Below are 18782 nucleotides of genomic sequence, written 5' to 3' on the forward strand. Positions count from 1 at the left end.
CCGGTTGATCCGGTCGAGCCGGAGCGGAGGTTAATGCGGTCCGCTGCCGGTTGCGAGGGGTGGAATCGAAACCGTTGCGCGATGACGGGTCGCAATTTCGTCACCTTCGAATGCGTTTGGAGTGTGGGCGCTGACGGGGATAAATCCGGAGCTCATTGTGCAAATCGTCGTCCTGGTCATCCTGCTCGCGATCGCTTTTGCGGCCGGCTATTACACACGCGACCACGTCTCCCGCAAAAGACGGGCGGAGGCGCGTCGCTGGCGCGAATACGCCGAGCCGGATTGGCTGCAGGCGAACGCGCCGGCCAACACCAACGACATGGCGAAGGCCGGCGCCGCCGCGCCCGTGGCAACCGGCGAACTCGGCCAGATGCTGAACCGCTGGGAGAGTAGGGCCCGCACCCGCCGCACCGGCACGGGCTAGCCGGCCGTCCTGCACTGTGTGGGCCTTACTAGGTCACCCATGCTGACCATCTTTTGGCGTTGCAGTTTCGCCCGTTTTTCGTCTAGAAACGGGCCGTGCTGAGCCTTCCGGCAACGAACCGTCAATGGTTTTGGCCGAGGATTTGTGGCTCAAAAGGGTCTGGCAATGCTGATTCGCGGCCAAATCGAAGGGATTTCGGGGGAGGTGGCTCTGGCCGCCGCCACGATCCCGGCCGCGTTGCTGCCCACCCTCCTTATTGGCGGCCTCCTTCTTACTTGCCCCTGAGGGCCGGCTGGGCGCCATGCGCCTGGGCGCTCAGGGGTTGGTCGAGATCACCGGACACCTCAAGCGCCAAGGACAAATCGGTCCGAACAGCGCAAACGCTCAAAAGGAAATTTCGTAATGGCCCCCGTGAACAAGTCCGACAAGGACCGCGTCATCATTTTCGACACCACGCTGCGCGACGGCGAGCAGTGCCCCGGCGCGACCATGACCTTCGAGGAGAAGCTCGAGGTTGCCGAGCTGCTGGATGATATGGGCGTCGACGTCATCGAGGCCGGTTTCCCGATCACCTCCGAGGGCGACTTCCAGGCGGTCAGCGAGATCGCCCGCCGCTCCAAGAACGCGGTCATCGCCGGCCTGTCGCGCGCCCATCCCGCCGACATCGACCGCTGCGCCGAAGCCGTGAAGTTCGCCAAGCGCGGCCGCGTTCACACCGTGATCGCGACCTCGCCGCTGCATATGCGGGTGAAGCTGAACAAGACGCCGGATCAGGTGATCGAGACCTCGGTCGCGATGGTCGCGCGCGCCCGCAACCAGATCGACGACGTCGAATGGTCGGCGGAAGACGGCACCCGCAGCGAGATGGACTTCCTGTGCCGCATCGTCGAGGCGGTGATCAAGGCCGGCGCGACCACGGTGAACATCCCCGACACCGTCGGCTATACAGTGCCGGAGGAATACACCCACTTCATGAAGACGCTGATCGAGCGCGTGCCGAACTCGGACAAGGCCGTGTTCTCCGTGCACTGCCACAACGACCTCGGCATGGCGGTGGCGAACTCGCTGGCCGGCATCGTCGGCGGCGCGCGTCAGGTCGAGTGCACCATCAACGGCATCGGCGAGCGTGCCGGCAACGCGGCGCTCGAAGAGATCGTGATGGCGATCAACGTGCGCAACGATAAATTCCCGTACTGGAACAAGATCGACACCACGCAGCTCACCCGCGCCTCGAAGGTGGTGTCCGCGGCGACCTCGTTCCCGGTGCAGTACAACAAGGCGATCGTCGGCCGCAACGCCTTCGCCCATGAGAGCGGCATCCACCAGGACGGCGTGCTGAAGGACGCCTCCACCTACGAGATCATGCGGCCGGAGATGGTCGGCCTGAAGCAGTCCTCGCTGGTGCTCGGCAAGCATTCCGGCCGCCACGCCTTCGTGCACAAGCTGGAGGAGATGGGCTACAAGCTCGGGCCGAACCAGCTGGAAGATGCGTTCACGCGGATGAAGGCGCTCGCCGACCGCAAGAAGGACATCTACGACGAGGACATCGAGGCGCTGGTCGACGAGAAGATGGCGGCCTCGCACGACCGCATCAAGCTGACCTCGCTGACCGTGATCGCCGGCACTCATGGTCCGCAGCGCGCGACCATGAAGCTCGACGTCGACGGCCAGATCAAGATCGAGGAGGCTGAGGGTAACGGTCCGGTCGATGCCGTGTTCAACTGCATCAAGCGCCTCGTTCCGCACGAGGCCAAGCTCGAGCTCTACCAGGTCCACGCCGTCACCGAGGGCACCGACGCGCAGGCGGAAGTGTCTGTGCGGCTCGCCCAGGACGGCCGTTCGATGACCGCGCGCGCGGCGGACCCGGACACGCTGGTGGCCTCGGCCAAGGCCTATCTCGGCGCGCTCAACAAGATCGTCATGAAGCGCCAGCGCGACACGGTGACGACTGCCGCGGCGAGCTGACGAAGCTTGTCTTCGCCTCTCCCGCTTGCGGAGAGGCCGACATGCCAAGCGTAGCGGGTGAGGGTCTTTCTGCAGGGGGCTGTCCCGATGAGGAAGCACCCGCTCCCCGACCCTCCCCCGCAAGCGGGGAGAGGGGGGCGCGCTGACATTCATCATGAATAGCAGCCCTGCTAACGGCCAATAGCAGCCCGGGCCCCTGGCCTGTATTGATACTGTCGGCATGAGGATAGGCCGCTCGGCAAGCCGGGTGGCCCAATAAACACAGGGAGAGATTATGCGCACCTTCGCGATCGCCGCGTCCATGGCGGTACTGGCACTTGGCCTGACCGGGCCGGCTCTGGCTCAATCGCCAATCATCATCAAGTTCAGCCACGTCGTCGCCACCGACACGCCGAAGGGCAAGGGGGCGGAGAAGTTCAAGGAGCTCGCCGAGAAGTACACCGGCGGCAAGGTCAAGGTCGAAGTCTATCCGAACTCGACGCTCTACAAGGACAAGGAAGAGCTCGAGGCGCTCCAGCTCGGCAGCGTCCAGATGCTGGCGCCGTCCAACTCGAAATTCGGCCCCCTCGGCATCCGCGAGTTCGAGGTGTTCGATCTGCCCTACATCCTTCCCGACCTGAAGACGCTGCGGAAGGTGACGGAAGGCCCGCTCGGCACGAAGCTGCTCAAGCTGCTCGATGCCAAAGGCATCACCGGCCTTGCCTATTGGGACAACGGCTTCAAGCAGATGAGCGCCAACAAGAAGCTGATCACGCCCGCCGATTATCAGGGCGTGAAATTCCGCATCCAGTCGTCGCGCGTGATCCAGGCCCAGTTCAAGGCGCTCGGCTCGCTGCCGCAGGTGATGGCGTTCTCGGAAGTCTACCAGGCACTCCAGACCGGCGTGGTCGACGGCCAGGAGAACACCTGGTCGAACATCTATACCCAGAAGATGCACGAGGTTCAGAAGTACATCACCGAGACAAATCACGGCTACATCGGCTACGTCGTGATCGTGAACAAGAAGTTCTGGGACGATCTGCCGGCCGACATCCGCGACCAGCTTTCCAAGGCGATGAAAGAGGCGACCGCCTTCAGCAACACGCAGTCGCAGAAGGAGAACGACGACTCTCTCGCCGAGATCAAGAAGAGCGGCAAGAGCGAGATCATCAAGCTCACGCCGGAGCAGGACGAGGCGATGCGAAAGGCGATGGAGCCGGTCTACAAGGATGCAGCAAGCCGCATCGGCCAGCCGCTGATCGACGAGTTCCTGAAGGAAGCCAAGAGCACGACGAACTGATCCAGGCGGTCGATGAACGAAGGCTTCCGTGCTGTCGGCACGGAAGCCTTTTTGTTGCGAATGATTTCCGCTTGCGGCTGGAGGTAAAATCGGCCGTTACATCTTCGTAACAACGCGCTCCATGTCCAACTTGTAAGTTGCGCGTCAGCGGTGGCGCGCTCATCCTTCGGGACATCCTGCCGGAGGAGGTTCCTATGAGGAAGTTCACCATCGCCGCCATCGCCGTGCTCAGCATCGCCGGCTCGGGCGCGGTCTATGCCCAATATCATCGCCCGTGGATGGAGCACGCCCGCCACATGCGCATGAACCCCGAGGACCGCGCCGCCTTCGTCGACGCGCGGATCGCCGCCGTCCATGCCGGGCTGAAGCTCAACGCCGATCAGGAGAAGCTGTGGCCGCCGGTCGAGACCGCAGTGCGGGAATTCGCCAAGCTGCGCATCGATCGCGCCAATGCGCGGATGAATGCCGGCCCGGGCGATGCCGACAAGCCCGAGGATCCGATTGCCCGACTGCGCCAGCGCGCCGAGGACATGGGCGCCAGCTCCGCCGCCCTGAAGAAGATCGCCGATGCCGCCGATCCGCTCTACAAGACGCTGGACGAGGGCCAGAAACGGCGCCTCGCCGTGCTGACCCGCCACCGCGGCCCGTTCGGCGGCGGCGCAGACGGCCCGCGGTACCGCCACCACTTCATGGAACGCGGCATGGACCGCATGATGGAACGCGGCATGGACCACTTCCACCATGACCGTTTCGACCGTGACGGCGGCGAGGGCCGGGACCGCGAAGGCCGGCTCTGAGCGGGCCGGCCCCCGAGCCGTCAACCTTGGCGAAGCCGCTGGAATCCAGCGGCTTTTCGCCTGTCCGGACTTTTGGACGAAGCCTTGGAAAACTTCGGCCCGATCGCTTGCCATCCCCGGATCGCTTTGCTAAACGACCGGCCTCGCAAGGCATTCACCGCCTTTCGGGCGCATAGCTCAGTTGGTAGAGCAGCTGACTCTTAATCAGCGGGTCCCAGGTTCGAGCCCTGGTGCGCCCACCACCCTAAGGTATTGGCCCGCAAGGGCTTTTTTAAATTCCGAGGCAGAACAGACCGAGGCTCGTGCGACGCTTTTAATGGTCGCACGCCGTGCGACGAGCCGGATAGTTGGGACTGAAGCCCATCAACCACCGTAGCACGAGGCCCACGGGTCTGCGTTCAGCTCTTCATGCCTTCCTTCCGCACCTGCAATTCAAGCCTCTCGATACCGGAATCGGCGCGAGCCGCGTTGCGGGCGCGGTAGTGCTTCACGATGGTCTGCGCGCTTCGATATGAATGCCCAGTGATGTCGCAGATCGTCAGCAAGCCTCGCTACTCTCGGTTTATTAAGCGAAAGACTTGGCGAAGCAAAATGAACAGATAAAGCTACAGGCGAGAAGCAGTCCTCACCCCGCGTAGGGAATTTGGCTTCTTTGGAGTACGAACAGGATGCCCCGGCGCTTAACACGTCGGACATTTGTCCGCCCCCTTCGGGGATTCAAGATAGATGCGTAACTGATGCGGCGAGCCAACCCTCGCATCAGGAGGACGCAGATTCCACTGATCGGTCAGCGGACTCGAACATGCAACCAAGCCAACCTTCAATCCATCCGGCCGTTGGCCCGAAGTAGGGCGCCTCCAAATCGCTTCACGGGATCGCTGGTCTGAGACCATCGAGGTTTGATAGACTTCCTTCGGAAAAATGACATCGCAATTTCAATCGTATGGGGTGTTCGCTGTTTTGTTCTGGATGGCGCGCCTAACTGTCATCATTCAGAACGAGACCACGAACGATCGCTGAATTTTTCGATGACGGATTTCGGCGCGCAGCGGACATCCACGATGAAAGCTCGCGAGACGTGCTCGTTCAAAAGTTCGGTGCCTCGATCTCACCGGTGCGGTAGCACGCCGCAAAATGATCGGGACCCGCAATTTCAAGGAGCGGCATTTCATCCCGGCATTTTTCGATCGCGAACGGGCAACGCTGGGCAAAACGACACCCTGGCGGTGGATCGACCGGGCTGGGCGGGTCGCCGTTGACGAGATAGCGTTGTTTGAGCCGGTCGCGCAGCGAACCGGGCGGCGCCGCCGCCGCGATCAGTGACCAGCTATAGGGGTGGCGCGGCGCCGAGAATAACACCGGAGCCGGCGCCTGCTCGACGATCTTGCCGAGATACATCACCGCGATGTCGTCGCAGAAGTGCTGGATGACGCCAAGATCGTGCGAGATGAAGATGTAAGTGAGGCCGCGTTCGCGCTGTAGCTTCTTCAGCAGGTTCAGGATCTGTGCCTGGATCGCGACGTCGAGCGCCGAGACGGCTTCGTCGCAGACGATCAAATCGGGCTCAGGCGCCATTGCACGTGCGATGCACAGGCGCTGGCGCTGACCGCCTGAGAACTGATGCGGGAACAGGTCGATAGCCTGCGGCGGCAGTCCGACTTCTTCGAGCAATTGCCGCACGCGGGCTTCGCGCTCCTTCGGGGAGCCGATGTTCAGGAGATCGAGAGGTTCGCGGATCAGCTCGCCGGCACGGCGGCGCGGGTCCAGTGCCGAGAACGGATCCTGGAACACAATCTGGAATTTGCTGCGCGCCAGCCGCAGCCGCTCTCCACGGAAATCGGCGATATTCTCACCGTCGAATACGATCTGGCCGGATGTCGCCGGGATCAGGCGCATCACCGCTTGCGCGGTGGTGGATTTGCCGGAGCCGCTCTCGCCGACGATGCCGAACGTCGTTCCGCGGCGGACACGAAAGCTCACCCCATCGACCGCATGAACTTTGGAAGGCGGGCCGAGTATGCCGCGACGCCCGGCCGGGAAATGCACGACGAGATCGTTGACATCGAGCAGCACGTCGGTCCGATCCTCTGCGGGGCGTGTAAATTCGGGAAGGCCGCCGCTCATGGTGCGATCTCCCGATGGCGCCAGCACGAGACGGCCGCGTGGGCGTCTACCCTGTCGAGCGGCGGCTGTGGCTGCGTGCGGCAGACATCACCGGCAAAGGCGCACCGTGGCAGGAAGGCGCAGTCAGGACCGCGCGCGCCTAGCGGCGGCACCATGCCGGGAATTTCCTCGAGCTCCAGTTGCGTGTTGCGCGTGGCCGGGCCGAGCTGCAGATACGGCACGCAGGCCATCAAACCGCGCGTATAGGGATGCCGCGCATGAGAGATCACCTCATGCGATGTGCCCTTCTCGATACAGCGGCCGGCGTAGAGGACGGCCACATCGTCGGCGAGCTCTGCGACGGCGCCAAGGTCGTGGGTGATGAGCACAATGGAGGTCTCGGTTTCGTCCTGCAACTGGCTCAGCAGATCGAAGATTTGCGCCTGCACGGTGACATCGAGTGCGGTGGTCGGCTCGTCGGCGATCAGAAGCTTCGGCCGGCAGGCCAGCGCCATGGCGATCATGACGCGTTGACGCATGCCGCCGGAAAGCTGGTGCGGATAGGCATGTACGCGCTTCTCAGCCGCGGGAATCTGCACTGCCTTGAGAAAGTTGATCGCCTGCTCGGTGGCGTCGCGGCGGCCGAGCTTGCGATGCTGCCGCAGCACTTCGCCGATCTGGTCCCCCACGGTGTAGAGCGGGTTCAGCGCGGTCATCGGCTCCTGGAAGATCATCGACATCTTGTTGCCGCGCAGCCCGCGCAATTGCGCGGGCGTGGCTGCCAGCACGTCGCCGCCGTCCAGCATGATGCTACCCGACGTCACGATGAAATCCTCGGGCAGCAGGCGCATGATGGCCAGAGCGGTCATGCTCTTGCCGCAGCCGGATTCGCCGACCAGCGCCATGGTCTTGCCCTGTGCCACGTCGAACGACAGGTTCTCCAGCACGGGCACGATACCGTTGCTGCCTCTCATCGAGACGCTGAGGTTTTGCACGGATAGGACAGGTGGCAGAACAGAGGGCATGGCTCAGCCTCGCTTCCGCAGGCGCGGATTGATGGCATCGCTGATCCCGTCGCCGATCAGGCTGATGGCGAGCACCGCGACGAAGATGGCCGCGCCAGGGAAGATTACCGTCCACCAGCCATCGAGCACGTAGTTGCGGTTCTGGCCGATCATCAGGCCCCAGCTCATGGTGTTGGGGTCGCCGAGACCGAGAAAGCTCAGGCCGCCCTCGAACAGGATGGCGACGCCGATGGCCATGGTCGCCGAGACGATGATCGGAGGCAGTGCGTTGGGCAAAACGACGCGCAAGATCAGGTGGCCGTTGCCGGCGCCGGCGGCGCGCGAGGCCTTGACGAAATCGAGATTGCGCAATCGCAGGAACTCCGCGCGTGTCAGCCGTGCCGCGGTAGGCCAGCTGACGACGCCGATGGCGATGGTGACGGTGGTCAACGTCTGGCCGAACAACGTCACCAACACCATGGCGAAAAGCAGCGGCGGAAGAATCTGGAAGAACTCGGTGATCTTGACCAGCGCGGTATCGATGGCCCCGCCGAAGAATCCCGACAGAGAGCCGATAGTCACACCGATCGCGATCGTGATGATCGCAGCGACACCGCCCACGGTCAGGGTCGCGCGGCCGCCATGGATCAACCCCGCCAGAATATCACGGCCAAGATAGTCGGTGCCCAGCCAGGCATCCTCGCCGGGTGGCGTGAAGGGTGCGTCGACGAGATCGAGCGGATCGATGCCGTAGAAATGCGGGCCGAAAACGGTCGTCAGGACGAGGATCAGCAGAACCGCAGCGCCGGCCACGCCGGACGGGCTGCGGCAAAACTGGCGCAATGCCACCAGCGTCGGGGAGATCGCCGGACGTGACGGCAGTGTGGATGCATCGCGCGGGAGGGCGGGCGTGTCGATCGATGTCATCGGGCCCCTGATCGGATGCGCGGGTCGATCAGGCGGTAGACCAGATCGGTAACGATATTGGCAGCCATCACCAGCACGGCGGAGAAGAACAGAACGGCCAGCAGCGTCGGATAATCGCGGCGCAGAATGGAATCGAAGACCAGCCGGCCCATGCCGGGCCAGCTGAATACTGTCTCGACGAGTACCGCGCCGGCGAACAGATGGCCGAATTGCAGACCGGCCACGGTCACGATCGGGATCAGCGTGTTGCGCAGCGCATGTTTGCCGATGACGATGGTTTCCGGCAGGCCCTTGGCACGGGCAGTGCGGACATAGTCTGCAGTCAGCGCATCGATCATGTTGACGCGCGCCAGACGGCTGTATTGGGCGATGAAGACGAGCGCGAGGGTGGTCGATGGCAAAATGAGGTGCTGGATGATGTCCAGCACATGCGCGAAGCCGGTCTTGGGACGGACGACATCGATCATGCCCGACACCGGGAGGATCGGCCAGACCGAGCCGAACAGCAGCAGCAGCATCAATCCGGTCCAGAACACCGGGGCAGCATAGCCCGCCAGCGCAATGACCGTCACGCCCTGGCTGAACAGTCCGTTCGGCTTGCGTGCGCTGACGACGCCAAGCAGCGTGCCGATGACGACGGACATCACCAGTGCGGCGATCACCAGGTACAGCGTCGCAGGGATACGCTGCAAGATCAGGCTGACGACGGGTTCGTTGAAATAGTAGGAATAGCCGAAGTCGCCGGTGACGACTTTCGACATGTAGGTGAACAACTGCTCGAACAGGCTCTTGTCGAGGCCGTATTTGAGGCGCAGGGCAGCGATCACGTCGGCTGATGCGCCGCCCATCTCGCCGGCGATTACCATTGCGGGATCGCCTGGCGCGGCATGGATCAGGCAGAAGTTGAGAACCAGCACGGCAAACAGCAGGCCAATCGCATTGGCCAGCTGTCGCACGATGTGCAGGAGAAGGTTCATGATTGAGCTGCCCGAGGCGGAGACACGGGCCGATCAGGTCCGCGGCGGGGTTGCCCAATACAGTTCGTCAAGCGGCGACATGATGCCCCAGATCGTGGTCGGCAGTCCGCCCAGTCCCTTGGAGAAGACGTTGCGGTAGGGCGTCGAGTTGATGAAGTGGATCGGCGCATCGGAGACCACAATCTTCTGGAACTCAGAATAGAGCGCCTTGCGCTTCTCCGCGGAGGTTTCCTGCCCTGCAGCGGCCAGCAGTTCGTCGACCCTCGGATTGCTGTATTGCTGCGTGTTCGACCAGATGATGCCTTTGCGGATATTGCTGGTCAAATAGGTGCGGTCGACGCCGATCACCGGGTCGCCCCAGTTGAAAACGGTGTCCATGGTCAGGTCGAAGTCGAAGCTCGATACGCGCTGCGCCCAGGTCGGAAAGTCCGAGGCCGCGCGAACATCGAGATTGATGCCGACTTTCTTGAGCTGCGAACGCAGATATTCGGCGATATTGCGCTGTTGTTCGTCATTGCCCGGGATGTAGTCGATGGTGAGCGCCATCCGCGATCCGTCGGCCTTCTTCGGATAGCCGGCGTCGTCGAGCAGCTTCTGCGATTTGGCGAGGTCGAGCTTGTACATCTCGACGCCGGGCTCATCCAGCGGCGAGCCCGGTGCGATCGGGCTGGTCGCCGCTGCCGCCTTGCCGCCCATCAGCTTGCTGGTGATGAAGTCGCGGTTGGTGGCGAAGGCGATCGCCTGACGGACACGAACGTCGTCGAGCGGCTTCTTCTTGGTGTTGAAGGCCAGCCAATTGATCGGGCCAATGCCTGCGAAGCCCTTCTCGGTGACGAGGACATTCGGCATTTTCTCGAGGCGTTCGATATCGCGAACGGCGGTGATGAAGGGCAGGGCATTTACGTCGCCGCGCTCCAAGGAGACCAGTGCAGCATTGGCGTCGGAGATCAGCTTGACCACGATCTTGTCGAGTTTCGGCCGGCCGGGAATGAAGAACTTGTCGAATTTCTCCAGCGTGTAGAACTCACCCTGCTTGTATTCGGTCAGGCGGAAAGGTCCGGAGCCGATCGGCTTGAGATTCGCCGGATGGCTTTTCACGTCCTGGCCGTCGCCATAGATGTGCTTGGGCAGGATCGGCATCAGCGCCGGCGACATCGCCAGCAACAGGGCGGGATGCGGATGCTTGAGCTGGATCACGGCCGTATACGGATCCGGCGTGTCCACCTTGTCGACGGCGGCCAGCATCGTCTGGAACGGATGGTTCGCCTTGATGGTCATGATCGAGAAGGCGACGTCTTCCGATGTGACCGGCTTGCCGTCATGAAAGACGGCGTTCTTCACCAGTTTCAGCGTGACCGACTTGCCGTCTGCCGAAATCTCCCACGATTCCGCCAGATAGGGCTGCGGCTTCCAGTTCTCGTCATAGCGCAGCGGGCTTGCGAAAATCTGCGTGCTTGGCATCGCCGTGGCGACGCCGGATTGAACGGCGCCGTTGAAATGCCGTGGCACCTGCGAGGAGCCGATCACCACGGTGCCATCGGCTGAGGCCGGCGCCAGATGCGCGCCTGACACTGAAAGAGCGACGGCAAGTCCAAGAACCCATTTCTGAACGGGCGTCCTGAAAGACCACGTTCGCGAAGACCAAATCGGAGACATCGGCTTTGTCCTTCCTTCATTGAGTGAGATTGCGCGGCGGTTGACGTCCGCCGTTGTCGTGCGTGACGAGGATCGATGGCGCGTCGCTCCCGGATGCGATGGCGAGGTCGAGCACGGCGTCTAGGTCGGGCGTGTCCGGCAGGTCATCGGTTCCGATACCGACGAGTTGGATGCCGCCTTGTCCGGACATTCCGCCGGAATCCGCTGGTGTCAGCGACCAGTCCTGCCCGACCATTTGCAGCAGCGATGCACGTGGCTCGCCTGCCAGACGGCAGTGACCTTTGAGGCGGAGAAGCTGGGGCGGCAACTGCTGCAGCATGGTTTCGAGCTTGCGTCGATCGAAGGTGCCGCTGCGGCTGTAGGACCATCGCCGGAACTGGCGCTCGTGATCGGCGGCATCCAGAGATTCCGTTGCCCTGAAGCGGGAGATGGTTTTCTGCGCGCCGGCCGGAAGATCTGGCATCGTATGTTCGGATGTTTCGATGATACGCAGCCCGTCGCGCAATACGGCGACGGCCGTATGTGCGGCGCGGGCACCGGCGCGGTCCAGCAGATCGATCTTGTTGAGCAAGACGAGATCTGCGCGTTCGAACTGGCTCCGAACGGTATCGCCGACGCGCGGATCTGCCAGCAACGTCGCGATGCGCGTTGCGTCGGCCAGCACGACGACCGCATTGAGCCGCAGGCCCGGTTCGACAAGCGCGATCTCGGCGATGCGCCAGGGATCGCCGACGCCGCTGGCCTCGATGACGATATGGTCGAACGGAATCCTGTCGTCGAGGATCTTGCCAAGCATGTCGATGAAGCCGCTGCCGACGCTGCAGCAGACGCAGCCGTTGGTCAGGGTCATCGTGGTGCCGTCATGATGTGCGATCAGGTCGGCATCGATATTCACGGCGCCGAAATCGTTGACGAGGACCGCATAGCGCGTTCCGCCGCTGCGCAGGATATGGTTGAGGAACGTGGTCTTGCCCGCGCCGAGGAAGCCGCCAACGACGGTGACCGGGATTCCCTCGGGCGGAGTTCCTGTCATGCGTGCGGCGCCTCGCGCACGCGTCCGCCGACCACGGTGCCCCATACCGTGATGTCCTTCAGCTTTTCCGGAGCGACTTCGAATGGGTCGTCTTCCAGCACGGCAAAATCGGCATATTTGCCAGTTTCGATGCTGCCGACGAGATGGTCGAGCTTGAGCGTATAGGCCGATCCGATCGTGATGGCGGCGAGCGCCTGCTGCACGGTGATCGCTTCGGTGGCCTTTCCGAGTTCACGCCCGCCCGATGAGATACGGTTGACTGCGCACCATGCCGTAAACAGGGGATTGAGTGGCGTAATCGGGGCGTCGGTGTGAATTCCGTAGGGAATGCCAAGACGTTGCGCGGTCCCGGTCGCATCGAGCCTGTGGGCGCGTTCCGGGCCCATGGTCTGCTCGTAATGGGCATCGCCCCAATAGTACAGATGGTTGGAAAACAGATTGACGCATACGCCGAGCGCCTTCATCCGCTTGAATTGCGCCGTGTCGGCCATCTGGCAATGCTGCAGCGTATGACGATGGTCGGGGCGGGGGGCGGCGATCTGCGCGGCTTCGATGGCGTCGAGCGCCTGTTCGGTCGCCTCGTCGCCATTGGTGTGGATCTGCAGGTGGAGGCCGGCGCGGTGATACTTCTCGACCGCGACGCGCAAATCGTCCGGAGCGATGTACCACAGCCCGTTGGGCGCCCCGTTGTGATAGCCCGGCCATCGCAGCCGTGCGGTAAATCCCTGAATCGAGCCGTCCACGATGATCTTGACGATGCCGTAGTGCAGCTTGTCGTTGCCGGTCGGGCGAAGCCTGGCCATCTTGGCGATGGCTTCCTCCGGCGTGTGGGAGGCCGACGCCATAGCCGGGACCAGCCGGATCGAGAAGTCCGGCTGGCGCGCAGCGGCGCGGTACAGTTCGATCGTTTCTTCGGACAGATCGCTGTGCAGGTCGGTAACGGTCGTAACGCCCTGGTTGCAGGCGGAAGCTTGATAGCGGGCAAGGTCTGCCGCCGAGAAATCCTGCTTGAAGGGATTCGACTTCAGAACGCGAAACGTCCTGAACAATGCAGCAATGCCCTGAAGTTCGCCGGTCGGCTCGCCGTCCTGGCCCAGCGGTACGCCGGACACATTGGTGTTGCGCGAGAAGCCTGCGCGTTCGACCATCAGCGAGTTGACGTTGGTGATGTGGAAGCTGGCATGCATGACGAGGACGGGTCGGGTCGTCGAAATCTTGTCGAGGTCATGCCGGCTCAGCTTATTGCCGCCGATATGCAGCGGGTCGAAGCCCCAGGCAAACAGGGGCGTCTCTGGATCGGTCAGTTCGGCATCGGCAGCCTGAAGGCGTGCGATGACCGCATCGATTCCGTTCGCCCCAACGACGATCGCCCCGCTCGGCGCACGGCGATCGAATGCCCCCACATAGGGCATCGACCAGACGATTCCCTCCATGATGTGGCTGTGGCCCTCGACGAAGCCCGGCAGCAGCACCTTGTCCTTGAAACGGTCGTCGATCCTGCCAGCGTGGCTGCCGACTTCTTCGAGACTTCCGACAGCGACGATCCGGCCGTCGCGCACTGCAACATGCGTTGCCTCTGGCCGCGACGGGTTCATTGTCACGATCTTTCGGGCCGAAAAAACAACCGTATCCTGGCTCACTGGACCACCCTCAAGAGTCTGTCACCGAAGCGTGAGGCCTCACGCCGCGCCAGACCAGCGCCAGATCAGGAGCACGAATGGGGCCAGTGCGGCCGAAGGGGGCTGCGCTGGCGCGGCTTTTGCTTATGATTCCGGTGGATCGGGGAGGGAAAGTGGCTCCAGTCCTGTGACACGAGCGGAGCGAGACATGAGTGGTCCAGCAGAGACGGTCAAAACGACGCCTGCAGAAGGCCGGCCGGTGTGGTCGGGGATCAGCGATGCGCTGTTCTGGGGGTCGCTATTCCAGGGGTTGGACCGGCGCGGGCCATTCCTGCAACTGCAGATACGCCAACTGATCTGCACCGCCATCGAGGAAGGCCGCTTGTCGCTCGGGGTGCGCATGCCGTCGAGCCGTGAACTGGCGACCCTGCTGGAAGTGTCGCGCAATACGGTCGTCATTGCCTATGAACAGCTGGTGGACCAGAACTTCCTGGTGTCTCGCGAGCGCAGCGGTTACTTCGTGGCCGGCTTGCCGAAGCATCTTGGTGCCGGCACAGGCGTGCGGCCTGCCCCCGACAGGTCCGACGAGACCAGGTGGACCGCCCGCTATGCGGTCCGGCCGTCCAGCAATCGCAACATTGTCAAGCCTCTCAATTGGCTGGATTTTCCCTATCCGTTCATCTTCGGTCAGTTTGACCCCAGCCTGTTTCCCACCAATGACTGGCGCGAAAGCGCGCGCGCCGCGCTCAGCGTTCCCGAGATCAACAACTGGGCGCGTGACGCCATCGACGAGGACGATCCTGCGCTGATCGAGCAATTGCGTCTGCAGGTGCTGCCGCGCCGCGGTGTGCGTGCACGCCCCGACGAGATCATGATGACCATCGGCGCGCAGCACGCGCTGTATCTGATCGCCAGGCTCTTCACCAAACCGGGCACGCGCGTCGGCATGGAAAATCCAGGCTATCCCGACGCGCGCAATATCTTCGGTATGCTGACCGACAACATCGTGCCCCTCGCTGTCGACGGCGAGGGTCTGGTGCCGGGCGCGGATTTCGAAGGCTGCGATCTCGCTTATGTCACTGCCGGTCATCAATGCCCGACGACGGTGGCGATGCCGCAGCGGCGCCGTATCGAGCTGCTCCGGAAAGCGCAGGAAAGCGATATCGTGCTCATCGAAGATGATTACGAGAGCGAGTTGGTCTCCGAGGGCGATGCATTGCCGCCTTTGATGAGTCTCGATCGCAACGATCGGGTACTCTATGTTGGCAGCCTGTCCAAGGTTCTCGCGCCTGGTCTGCGGCTGGGCTACGTGGTTGCACCGGCGCCGGTGATTCGCGAACTGCGCGCGCTGCGACGACTGATGGTGCGGCATCCGCCGTTGAACAACCAGCGTGTTGCTGCTTTGTTTATCGGCCTCGGCCACTACCGCTCGCATTTGCAGCGGGTGTCGCGTGTCCTGCTGGAACGGGCGCGCGTCCTCGACCGGCTGCTGCCGGAACATTTCGTCAATTGCACTTTCGTGCGGGGTGCCGGCAGCACCAGCTATTGGGTGACCTGCCCCGAAGGCTGCGATGCGACGGCACTGGCGGAAGCCGCTCGTGCGGAAGGCGTGGTGATCGAACCGGGCGATGTGTTCTCGATGACCGGCGGCACCCACGTCGGGTGTTTTCGGCTCGGCTTCTCGTCGATCCGGACCGACCGCATCGAGCCGGGGATCGAACGCCTCGGGCGCCTGATCCTCCGTATGTCGTAAGCAACAGTATCAGATCAGTTCGCTGATCCCCCGGATTGCGCTGACGAGCGCGATCATACCGAGGCTGGTGATCGAGACGTGACGATGTATGGCATCCGTGCCTCGCCTGAAGGCCATCTCGCCAAACTGTGTACCGATCCACATCGCCGGCAGGCCGAGCAGTGACAGGCCGATGGTCCGGACCGTGATAAGGCCAACCGCAAAGGCTGCGATTGCCGCGGTTATCGACGTCATCAGGAAGAAGACCAGCAGCGAGGCGCGTGTCGTCGCGCGCGGCAGAGGGACCGACATGTAATAAGCCACGGCTGGCGGTCCGGGCATCGCGGCGAGGCCGTTGAACAGTCCAGATATGAAGCCGGTAGCCGCCGTGACGGGACGCGGTGGTATTGCCGGCAGGGCAAATCCCCTGCCGAGCGCCAGCACGGCGAGCAGCGTAATCGAGCTGATCACCAGCCGCGCCACCGCCGCCGGAATTTCACTCAGGATCAGGGTTCCCAGGGGCGATCCGATGAGCGCTCCGAGCATGAGCCAGCGCAGGGAAGGCCAGTCGCATTGCTTCGAGGCGCTGCGGAAATCCAGCAGGCTGCCCAGAAGCTGCAGACCGACCGCGATCGGTACAGCCTGTGCCGGCGACATGAACAGGCTGAGCAAAGGCACGGCCGCTAGCGAGAAGCCGAATCCGGTGAAGCCGCGCAGGATCGCCGCTGCAAAGATCGCCGTGATGGACAGCAGGACCAGGCGGGGTGTCAGCGTCGCGCCGAGATCGCCGATGGCGCTCAACAGATCATGCATGTCGTCGGGCCCGTCGCGCTGCCATGGAACGACCATGGCGGCATTTACCAGCGTAGGGAGGGGCCAGCGCAGAGCAATACTTGGGCCAGATCGTCTGGCCGGGTGGTTGGCCGAAACTGGCCCTAATCCCGCGACCCGGGCGCTGGCATGCTTGCCGCCATCGTTCGGCTACTCCTGCCGACGTCATGCGCCATAGATCAAAGAGAGTTGTCCATGTCCGATCAGCAGGCCAGGCGCCATCAGCTTCTCCTCGCGCTGTTCGAGGCATTCAATCGTCATGACTCTTCCGGGGTGATGGCTTGCATGACCGACGACGTGGTGTTCGATACCGCCGCCGGCGCGGAGATGTACGGCAATCGCATCGTCGGCACCGCCGATGTGAAGGCCGCGTTCGAGAAGGTCTGGGCCGGCATGCCCGACGTCAGCTGGACCTGCACGTCGCACAACGTGTTCGGCGATCGCGGGCTGTCGGAGTGGATCTTCCGCGGGACTGCCGCGAACGGCACGCGTATCGAGGCCGAGGGCTGCGACCTCTTCACGTTCAGCGGCGACAAGCTGTCGCGCAAGAGCGCCTTCCGTAAGGATCGTCCCGCACTTCCGGCCAAGGCGGCGTCATGACGGGCCGAAGCGTCATGCCCTTCGCTTCCTATGACCAGCACTACGATCCCCTGATCTCGCCGGGCCCTGGCACCAATCGCGACTACGCGCCGACCTATTGGGCCGCGACGGCGGGCACGCCGCCCGATGACGATGGTCCGATCTCGGGCGACATCGACGCTGACGTCGCGATCGTCGGTTCGGGCTATACGGGGCTTGCCTGTGCGGTCTTCCTGGCGCGCGAATTCGGCATCAAGGCCGTGGTGCTGGAAGCCAATCGCGTTGCGTGGGGCTGCAGCACGCGCAATGGCGGTCAGGGCCAGAACGCGTCAGGCCGGCTGTCGCGTTCGCAGTGGATCGCGCGCTGGGGCCGCGATGTGGCCCTGCGGCTGCATGCGGAAATCCAGGACGGATTCGAGACCTTCGAAGACCTGATCAAGACCGGAAATATCGATTGCGAACCGCAGCGTGGCGGCCATCTCTATCTGGCGCATCGGCAGCGCATGTTCGACGAGATCGCAGCCGAGTCGCAAGTCCAGAACGAGGTGTTCGGCTACAAGACGCGCGTGTTGTCCGCGGAGGATGTGCGCCGCGACTACGTGAATGAAGCCGAATGTGTCGGCGCGGTGCATGAACCGCTGGGCACCGGCGTCCATCCGGCCAAACTTGCTTTCGGCTATCTGCGCATGGCGCGTGAGCTCGGCGCCAAAGTGCATCCCGGCAGCCCCGTGCTGGAGATCACGACGCGCAACGGCATTCACTATCTGCACACACCCGGCGGCACCGTGCGCGCGCGCTCGGTGGGTATCGCGACCGGTGCCTACACGTCGCTCGGCTTGACCCCGCTGCTGCGCGGGCGTTGCATGCCGATCATGTCCAACTCGATCGTGACGCGACCGCTCACCGATGCGGAACTCGAGGCAACGGGCTTCCGCACCACCCAGGTGATCACCGACACACGAACCCTGCGCTATTACTACCGGCGCCTGCCCGACAATCGTATCCAGATCGGCAGCCGCAGTGCCATCACCGGTGCCGACGCCGCGGGTCCCCGCCACCTGCAATTGCTGGTCGACGGGTTGCACCGCAAGTTTCCGGCGCTGACCGGCATCGGGATCGACTATTCCTGGTGGGGCTGGGTCGATGTCAGCCATGACATGATGCCGCGCATCTTCCGTCCCGATCCCGCACGGTCGCTGTTCTACGCGCTGGGCTATGGTGGCAACGGTGTGTCCTATTCGGCGCAGGCTGGCCGTCGCATGGCCGAGATGATCGGCGGTCGCGCCTTTAAGGGACAGGATCTGCCGATCTTCACCTCGCCGCTGCCGACGCATCCCTTCACGCCGTTTCGCCGCATCGGCCAGCGTATATTATATCGCTGGTACCACGCGCGCGACGAGGCGATCTGAGTGATTCAGTGAGCTACCGAGCTTCACCACTCCCGGGGACACGACCCTTTTGGCCATTATGATCGTGCGACGAATGCCCACTTCGGTCGGATAATGCCCAGCAGTGCGACCGGTAAGTCATTGACTGTTCTCAACCCGGAGCTGACTCTTAATCAGCGGGTCCCAGGTTCGAGCCCTGGTGCGCCCACCATATAAATCAAACACTTAGCAGCAGGCGTGACACGGTGAGATGGCCTCATTTTACCGGTCATTTAACAGTTTTGTTCTCGCTTCGAGCTTCAGCACCGCAGCTTCAGCGAGCTGAATATCGCGACCCACGCAATGCGCGTCGAGAATGGAGGCACGCTGGCGCCAGCAATCGCCAGACGGACCGCTGCAGTGCCTCTTGGATCATGAAAGACAAGGCCGTTCACGCCGGTCCGCTCGCGTGCCTTTGCTGACGACGTC

General features: G+C 63.0%; 16 protein-coding genes and 2 tRNA genes. 9 read left to right on the forward strand and 9 right to left on the reverse strand.

What is annotated here, in order from left to right; genetic code table 11:
* Positions 1-154 precede the first annotated feature (154 nt).
* The 5 genes from ACYCVF_RS02595 (at position 155) to ACYCVF_RS02615 (ending at position 4707) form a co-directional block, all read left to right on the forward strand.
* Complete coding sequence (locus tag ACYCVF_RS02595; protein ID WP_459597962.1) at positions 155-424, forward strand: hypothetical protein; 270 nt, start codon at positions 155-157, stop codon at positions 422-424.
* A gap of 402 nt (positions 425-826) precedes the next feature.
* Positions 827-2389, forward strand: coding sequence for a 2-isopropylmalate synthase (locus ACYCVF_RS02600; RefSeq protein WP_459596986.1), 1563 nt, complete (start codon positions 827-829; stop codon positions 2387-2389).
* Between the two features lie 274 nt (positions 2390-2663).
* The gene (locus ACYCVF_RS02605; RefSeq protein WP_459596987.1) at positions 2664-3668 is read left to right on the forward strand and encodes a TRAP transporter substrate-binding protein; all 1005 of its coding nucleotides are present in this window, start codon (positions 2664-2666) and stop codon (positions 3666-3668) included.
* Positions 3669-3862: 194 nt separating this feature from the next.
* Positions 3863-4465, forward strand: coding sequence for a Spy/CpxP family protein refolding chaperone (locus ACYCVF_RS02610; RefSeq protein ID WP_459596988.1), 603 nt, complete (start codon positions 3863-3865; stop codon positions 4463-4465).
* A gap of 166 nt (positions 4466-4631) precedes the next feature.
* Positions 4632-4707: transfer RNA gene (locus ACYCVF_RS02615), tRNA-Lys, on the forward strand.
* A gap of 156 nt (positions 4708-4863) precedes the next feature.
* Here the strand turns inward: ACYCVF_RS02615 and ACYCVF_RS02620 are convergent.
* The 8 genes from ACYCVF_RS02620 to ACYCVF_RS02655 all read right to left on the reverse strand — a co-directional run bounded on the left by ACYCVF_RS02620 (position 4864) and on the right by ACYCVF_RS02655 (position 13805).
* Entirely contained in the window at positions 4864-5010 is a 147-nt protein-coding gene (locus tag ACYCVF_RS02620; RefSeq protein ID WP_459606482.1) for a hypothetical protein, read from the reverse strand.
* A gap of 541 nt (positions 5011-5551) precedes the next feature.
* Entirely contained in the window at positions 5552-6589 is a 1038-nt protein-coding gene (locus tag ACYCVF_RS02625; RefSeq protein WP_459596989.1) for an ABC transporter ATP-binding protein, read from the reverse strand.
* Entirely contained in the window at positions 6586-7581 is a 996-nt protein-coding gene (locus ACYCVF_RS02630; RefSeq protein ID WP_459597964.1) for an ABC transporter ATP-binding protein, read from the reverse strand. Before ACYCVF_RS02630 ends, ACYCVF_RS02625 begins: the two co-directional genes overlap by 4 nt.
* 15 nt (positions 7582-7596) lie before the next feature.
* Positions 7597-8499, reverse strand: coding sequence for an ABC transporter permease (locus ACYCVF_RS02635; RefSeq protein WP_459596990.1), 903 nt, complete (start codon positions 8497-8499; stop codon positions 7597-7599).
* Positions 8496-9476: an ABC transporter permease gene (locus ACYCVF_RS02640; RefSeq protein ID WP_459596991.1), complete on the reverse strand. Its 981-nt coding sequence runs from the start codon at positions 9474-9476 to the stop codon at positions 8496-8498. The genes ACYCVF_RS02635 and ACYCVF_RS02640 overlap by 4 nt, the downstream gene beginning before the upstream one ends.
* A 33-nt stretch (positions 9477-9509) precedes the next feature.
* Positions 9510-11048, reverse strand: a complete 1539-nt coding sequence (locus tag ACYCVF_RS02645; protein WP_459596992.1) for an ABC transporter substrate-binding protein — start codon at positions 11046-11048, stop codon at positions 9510-9512.
* A gap of 100 nt (positions 11049-11148) precedes the next feature.
* The gene (locus tag ACYCVF_RS02650; RefSeq protein ID WP_459596993.1) at positions 11149-12210 is read right to left on the reverse strand and encodes a CobW family GTP-binding protein; all 1062 of its coding nucleotides are present in this window, start codon (positions 12208-12210) and stop codon (positions 11149-11151) included.
* Positions 12162-13805 (reverse strand): amidohydrolase, encoded by a 1644-nt coding sequence (locus tag ACYCVF_RS02655; protein ID WP_459596994.1) that lies wholly within the window; start codon positions 13803-13805, stop codon positions 12162-12164. The genes ACYCVF_RS02650 and ACYCVF_RS02655 overlap by 49 nt, the downstream gene beginning before the upstream one ends.
* Before the next feature lie 187 nt (positions 13806-13992).
* Between ACYCVF_RS02655 and pdxR the strand changes: the two genes are divergently transcribed.
* A complete protein-coding gene (gene pdxR / locus ACYCVF_RS02660) occupies positions 13993-15537 on the forward strand; it encodes a MocR-like pyridoxine biosynthesis transcription factor PdxR (RefSeq protein WP_459596995.1) in 1545 nt (514 codons plus the stop codon).
* A 9-nt stretch (positions 15538-15546) separates the two neighbouring features.
* Here pdxR and ACYCVF_RS02665 read toward each other — a convergent pair whose 3' ends face one another.
* Complete coding sequence (locus ACYCVF_RS02665; protein ID WP_459596996.1) at positions 15547-16365, reverse strand: sulfite exporter TauE/SafE family protein; 819 nt, start codon at positions 16363-16365, stop codon at positions 15547-15549.
* 177 nt (positions 16366-16542) lie between these two features.
* Between ACYCVF_RS02665 and ACYCVF_RS02670 the strand changes: the two genes are divergently transcribed.
* The 3 genes from ACYCVF_RS02670 to ACYCVF_RS02680 all read left to right on the forward strand — a co-directional run bounded on the left by ACYCVF_RS02670 (position 16543) and on the right by ACYCVF_RS02680 (position 18525).
* Positions 16543-16947, forward strand: coding sequence for a nuclear transport factor 2 family protein (locus ACYCVF_RS02670; RefSeq protein WP_291617883.1), 405 nt, complete (start codon positions 16543-16545; stop codon positions 16945-16947).
* Positions 16944-18335, forward strand: coding sequence for an NAD(P)/FAD-dependent oxidoreductase (locus ACYCVF_RS02675; RefSeq protein WP_459596997.1), 1392 nt, complete (start codon positions 16944-16946; stop codon positions 18333-18335). The genes ACYCVF_RS02670 and ACYCVF_RS02675 overlap by 4 nt, the downstream gene beginning before the upstream one ends.
* Positions 18336-18419: 84 nt before the next feature.
* A tRNA-Ser gene (locus ACYCVF_RS02680) sits at positions 18420-18525 on the forward strand.
* The last annotated feature ends 257 nt before the right edge of the window (positions 18526-18782 follow it).

The sequence above is a fragment of the Bradyrhizobium cedriense genome (assembly GCF_054602315.1).

What these genes read in the sequence shown, in the direction of transcription:
- ACYCVF_RS02640 (WP_459596991.1), bottom strand. Translation starts at nt 9,476, where the DNA reads ATGAACCTTCTCCTGCACATCGTGCGACAGCTGGCCAATGCGATTGGC.
- ACYCVF_RS02670 (WP_291617883.1), top strand. Translation starts at nt 16,543, where the DNA reads ATGTCCGATCAGCAGGCCAGGCGCCATCAGCTTCTCCTCGCGCTGTTC.
- ACYCVF_RS02625 (WP_459596989.1), bottom strand. Translation starts at nt 6,589, where the DNA reads ATGAGCGGCGGCCTTCCCGAATTTACACGCCCCGCAGAGGATCGGACC.
- ACYCVF_RS02635 (WP_459596990.1), bottom strand. Translation starts at nt 8,499, where the DNA reads ATGACATCGATCGACACGCCCGCCCTCCCGCGCGATGCATCCACACTG.
- ACYCVF_RS02605 (WP_459596987.1), top strand. Translation starts at nt 2,664, where the DNA reads ATGCGCACCTTCGCGATCGCCGCGTCCATGGCGGTACTGGCACTTGGC.
- ACYCVF_RS02650 (WP_459596993.1), bottom strand. Translation starts at nt 12,210, where the DNA reads ATGGGGCACCGTGGTCGGCGGACGCGTGCGCGAGGCGCCGCACGCATG.
- ACYCVF_RS02665 (WP_459596996.1), bottom strand. Translation starts at nt 16,365, where the DNA reads ATGGTCGTTCCATGGCAGCGCGACGGGCCCGACGACATGCATGATCTG.
- ACYCVF_RS02675 (WP_459596997.1), top strand. Translation starts at nt 16,944, where the DNA reads ATGACGGGCCGAAGCGTCATGCCCTTCGCTTCCTATGACCAGCACTAC.
- ACYCVF_RS02610 (WP_459596988.1), top strand. Translation starts at nt 3,863, where the DNA reads ATGAGGAAGTTCACCATCGCCGCCATCGCCGTGCTCAGCATCGCCGGC.
- pdxR (WP_459596995.1), top strand. Translation starts at nt 13,993, where the DNA reads ATGAGTGGTCCAGCAGAGACGGTCAAAACGACGCCTGCAGAAGGCCGG.
- ACYCVF_RS02600 (WP_459596986.1), top strand. Translation starts at nt 827, where the DNA reads ATGGCCCCCGTGAACAAGTCCGACAAGGACCGCGTCATCATTTTCGAC.